Raw genomic sequence first — 3,809 nt, forward strand, 5'->3', positions numbered from 1 at the left:
GGCCGTCCCGTCGCGCAGGCGGCGCCGGAGCACCGCGACGTACCAGAGCCCGGTGAGCGCGAGGCTGCCGAGCACGACGTGGTCGGCCGCGCGGAACGCCTCGGGCAGCGTGAGCGCCGCGACCACCACGACGAGCCAGACCAGGGCGAGGCCGGCGACCGGCAGGGCGGCGCGACCCAGGGAGAAGCCCGGCTCCCCCGTAGCCGCGAGCCGGCGGCGCCGGGCGAGGTAGCCGCCGAGCGTCAGCAGGTAGATCAGGTACGGGACGAGGGCGGTGGCGCCGACGAGGACCGTGAACGCCGCGCCGTCGAGGGTGCCGTAGGCGAGCAGCACGAGGCACACGATCAGCGACGTGACCAGGGCCGGGACCGGTGTGGCGGTCGTCGGGTTGACCCGCGCCAGCAGGCGGGACCCGGGCAGGAGCCGGTCGCGGGCCATCGCGAAGAGCAGCCGGGAGTTCGACGCGGCGGCCACCACCAGCAGCGCGAACATCGAGAAGACGACGATCGCCAGGAAGACCCTGGTGAGCACCGGGCCGAGCCAGTACCGCGCGATGTCCGCCAGCGGGACCGGCGAGGCCTCGACCGCGGCCAGGTCCGGGATCGCGACCGTGAAGCCGATCAGCGCGACGAGCCCGAGCACCCCGGAGATCACCGCGGCCGCGATCATCGCCCGGGGCACGGTGCGGCGGGCGTCGACGGCCTCCTCGGCCATGTCCGCCGCGGCCTCGAACCCGACGAGCGTGAAGATCCCGATCAGCGCGCCCCCGACGACCGCGTCGGCGACCGGGGTGCCGGGGTTCACCGTGCCGAGGAAGCCGAGGCCGTGCCCGCCGTCGGGGGTGCCCGCGTGCCCGTGGACCCAGAGGCCGAGCAGGAGCACCGAGAGCACGACGGTGCCCGCGATCTCGGCGAACACCGCGAGGTTGTTGACCCGGGCCGCCCACGCGACCCGGACGATGTTGACCCCGAAGGCCAGCAGGAGGGCGACGACGGCGATGAGCAGCAGCGTCGTCGGGTCGGCCGCGTCGAGCCCGAGCACGGTGGCGGACAGCGGGGCGAGCCCGACGAGCGCGATCCCCGGGAGCCCGACCGCCCCGTAGAGCAGGCCGAGCGCGCCGACGGTGTAGCCGAAGCGGGTCCCGACCAGCCGCGCCGTCCACTGGTAGTTCGCCCCGGCGAGCGGCATGTGCCCGGCGAGCTCGGCGAGGACGAGGACCACGAGCACCTGCCCGACGGCGGCGACCGGCCAGAGCCACACCGCGGCGGGCCCCATCGTGGTGAGCCCGTAGGCGTAGTTGACGAAGATCCCGGTGGTGATCGAGACGACGGAGAACGCGATCGCGAAGAGCGCGAACCGCCGGAGCACGCGCGGGAACGCCGTCGCGTAGCCCCCGCCCGTCGTGTCCGGCACGACGGCGAGCCTGTCAGGAAAGTCGCCCTGTCGGTGTGCTCCTCGTCCCTGGACGTCAGCAAAGCGTCGTTCACGTCAGCTGCGGTGGGTGTGCACGACGACGACGCGTGCGGTAGGCCTGTCGTGTGCCGGAGCTGCGGACCGTGGACGTCGCCGAGGTCGAGGCGGTCGTCCGGAAGCTGTGCGTCGAGGCCAACCACGAGCTGCGCGAGGACCACGTCGCGGCGCTGGAGCGGGGGCGGGCGGCCGAGGAGTCGCCGATCGGGCGCGAGGTGTTCGACCGGCTGCTGGAGAACGCCCGCGTCTCGGCCGCCGAGCAGATCGCGTTCTGCCAGGACACCGGGTACGCGGTGGTGTTCCTGACGATCGGCCAGGACGTGCACTTCACGGGCGGCTCGCTGGCGGAGGCGATCGACCGCGGCGTCGCCGAGGGGTACTCCGACGGCTACCTGCGCGCCTCGTTGGTCCGCTCCCCCGTCGACCGGGTCAACACCGGCGACAACACCCCGGCGATGGTCCACTACGACCTCGTGCCCGGGAGCGGGATCGAGCTGACGCTGCTGGTGAAGGGCGCGGGCTGCGACAACATGTCGGCGCTGCGGATGCTCACCCCGGCCGCGGGCGTCGAGGGCATGAAGCGGTTCGTCGTGGAGACGATCGAGAAGGCCGGGCCGAGTGCCAGCCCGCCGGTGACGGTCGGGATCGGGATGGGCGGCACGTTCGACCGCGCGGCCGTCCTGGCGAAGCGGGCCCTCACCCGAGACCCCACCGGCTCGCCGTCCCCGGACCCGACGCTCGCCGAGCTCGAGGCGGAGCTCGTCGAGGCGATCAACGCGACCGGGATCGGGCCGGCCGGGTTCGGCGGGACGGTGACGACGGTGGCCGTGCACGTCGAGGCCTACCCGACCCACATCGCGGCGTTCCCCGTGGCGATCAACCTGGACTGCCACTCCCACCGGGTGCGGAGCGTGACGCTGTGACGGCCTCGCTCCGGCTGCCGCTGGACGACCCGGCCGGGCTCCGCGCCGGCGACTCCGTCCTGCTCTCCGGCACGGTCTACACCGCCCGCGACGCCGCCCACGCCCGGTTCGCCGCCGCCATCGAGGCCGGCGAGGACCTCCCGTTCGACGTCGAGGGTGCCACGATCTACTTCGTCGGCCCCACCCCGGCGCGCCCCGGCCACGTCATCGGCGCCGCCGGCCCCACCACCGCCAGCCGCTGCGACGCGTACTCGCCGATGCTGGTCGAGCGGGGCCTGCAGGCGATGATCGGCAAGGGGCGGCGCAACGAGGCGGTCAAGGAGTCGATGCGCACCCACGGCTGCGTCTACTTCGGCGCGATCGAGGGCACCGCGGCCCTGCTCAGCCGCTGCATCACCAGCGCCGAGGTCGTCGCCTACGAGGACCTCGGCGCCGAGGCGGTCCGGCGCCTGACCATCGAGGACTTCCCCGCGCTCGTCGTCAACGACCTGCACGGCGCCGACCTCTACGACGACGGCCCGGCCAGCTACCGGCGCGCGTGACGCAAACCGGACGCACCGCGCCCCGGCCCTGCCCCGCCGCGGCCGAAGTGCTCTGATCGGTCCGAGCGGTGCCGCCGGCACCGACGTGGAGGGAGTGCCTGCATGCGCTACGACGCCGTCCTCGCCGAGACGATCGGCATCCGGGGACACGGCGGCGACCTCATCGAGGCCTACACCGCGCGACCGATGGACCCCGGCCCGCACGCCGGGATGATCGTCATCCACCACATGCCCGGCTACGACGCCGGCACCAAGGAGATCACCCGCCGCTTCGCGACGATGGGCTACTCCGCGATCTGCCCGAACCTGTACACCCGCGAGGCGCCCGACGCCGACCCCGACGACGCGGCCGCCACCGCCCGCGCCAACGGCGGGGTCCCCGACGAGCGCTTCGTCGGCGACGCGGCCGGCGCCGCGGCCTGGCTGCGCACGCTGCCGAACGCCACCGGCGCCGTCGGGGTCATCGGGTTCTGTTCCGGCGGGCGCCAGGCGGTGCTCACCGGGATCGAGGTCGACGTGCAGGCGGCCGTGGACTGCTACGGGGCGTTCGTCATCGGAACCCCGCCGGAGGGCTTCCCGCTGCAGGTCTCCCCGCTCACGGACCGCATCGGCGATCTCGGCGCTCCCCTGCTCGGCCTGTTCGGCAACGACGACTCCTACCCCTCGCCCGACCAGGTCGACGAGCTGGAGAAGCTGCTCCAGCAGCACGGCAAGACCTACGAGTTCCACCGCTACGACGGCGCGGGGCACGCGTTCTTCTCCGTCGACCGGCCGTCCTACCGGCCCGAGGCCGCGGTCGACGGCTGGCAGAAGGTCGCGGCCTTCCTCGACACCCACCTCGTCCAGGACCCCGTGGGAGCCGCCTGATGTGCAC

At 73.8% G+C, this 3,809-nt stretch carries 4 protein-coding genes; 3 read left to right on the forward strand and 1 reads right to left on the reverse strand.

The window, feature by feature from the left end:
- The coding region (locus AC0CYZ_RS18810; protein WP_472218070.1) for an APC family permease at positions 1-1,413 on the reverse strand (1,413 nt) is incomplete at its 3' end.
- 125 nt (positions 1,414-1,538) lie between these two features.
- Here AC0CYZ_RS18810 and AC0CYZ_RS18815 point away from each other — a divergent pair.
- From AC0CYZ_RS18815 to AC0CYZ_RS18825, 3 genes are all read left to right on the forward strand, one after another.
- On the forward strand, positions 1,539-2,393 hold the full coding sequence (locus AC0CYZ_RS18815; RefSeq protein ID WP_472218072.1) for a fumarate hydratase: 855 nt from the start codon (positions 1,539-1,541) through the stop codon (positions 2,391-2,393).
- Positions 2,390-2,935, forward strand: coding sequence for a FumA C-terminus/TtdB family hydratase beta subunit (locus AC0CYZ_RS18820; protein WP_472218074.1), 546 nt, complete (start codon positions 2,390-2,392; stop codon positions 2,933-2,935). The genes AC0CYZ_RS18815 and AC0CYZ_RS18820 overlap by 4 nt, the downstream gene beginning before the upstream one ends.
- 102 nt (positions 2,936-3,037) lie before the next feature.
- Entirely contained in the window at positions 3,038-3,802 is a 765-nt protein-coding gene (locus AC0CYZ_RS18825) for a dienelactone hydrolase family protein (RefSeq protein WP_472218077.1), read from the forward strand.
- The last annotated feature ends 7 nt before the right edge of the window (positions 3,803-3,809 follow it).

It is taken from the genome of Actinomycetospora sp. (genome assembly GCF_055612215.1).

What these genes read in the sequence shown, in the direction of transcription:
- AC0CYZ_RS18825 (WP_472218077.1), top strand. Translation starts at nt 3,038, where the DNA reads ATGCGCTACGACGCCGTCCTCGCCGAGACGATCGGCATCCGGGGACAC.